This window comes from Planomonospora algeriensis (genome assembly GCF_977012225.1).
The window spans coordinates 1-710 of sequence record NZ_CDRNDK010001008.1 but is presented as its reverse complement, the minus strand read 5'-3'; the positions used below and the strand labels follow the sequence as shown (position 1 = coordinate 710).

Sequence of the window (710 nt, the reverse complement as noted above, 5' to 3'; positions counted from 1 at the left end):
ACGCGCGCGGTGGTCGACCGGGCGGGCGCGCGGCGGAACCTGTCGGTGGACCACACCGCGGTCGCGCTGGCCGGGGCGACCGGCAGCGGCAAGTCGTCCCTGTTCAACCTGCTGTCGGGCACCTCGCTGGCCAGGGTCGGCGTGAGGAGGCCCACCACGTCCACCGCGCAGGCGGCGCTGTGGGACGGCGCCGGGTCCGGGCCGCTGCTCGACTGGCTGGAGATCCCCGACCGCCACGGGGTGGACGGCACTGCGGAGCACCGTACGGCGGGCGGCACCGGGAACGGTGCGGAGACCGGTGCGGGGGCCGGCGTGCGGAATGGCGCGGGGACCGATGCGGGCGACGCAGGCCTGAGCGGGCTGGTCCTGCTCGACCTGCCCGACCACGACTCGATCGAGCGGGCGCACCGCCTGGAGGTGGACCGGCTCGCCGGGCTGGTCGACCTGCTGGTGTGGGTGCTCGACCCGCAGAAGTACGCCGACGCGGCCGTGCACGACCTGTACCTGGCGCCGCTGGCCCGGCACCGGGACGTCACGGTGGTCGTCCTCAACCAGATCGACCGGCTCTCCCCGGCCGCGACCGAGCGGTGCCTGGCGGACCTGCGGCGGCTGCTGGAGGCCGACGGGTTGGCCGGGGTGCCGGTGCTCGGCGTCTCGGCGCGGACCGGGGCGGGCGTCGGCGAGCTGCGCGCGCTGCTGGCCTCCCGGGT

The 710-nt window shown here is 76.8% G+C and carries 1 protein-coding gene; it reads left to right on the top strand.

Going from position 1 to position 710, the window contains the following annotated elements; translation table 11 throughout:
* The coding region (locus ACWJ6R_RS37485; protein WP_449066730.1) for a GTPase family protein at window positions 1-710 on the top strand (710 nt) is incomplete at both ends.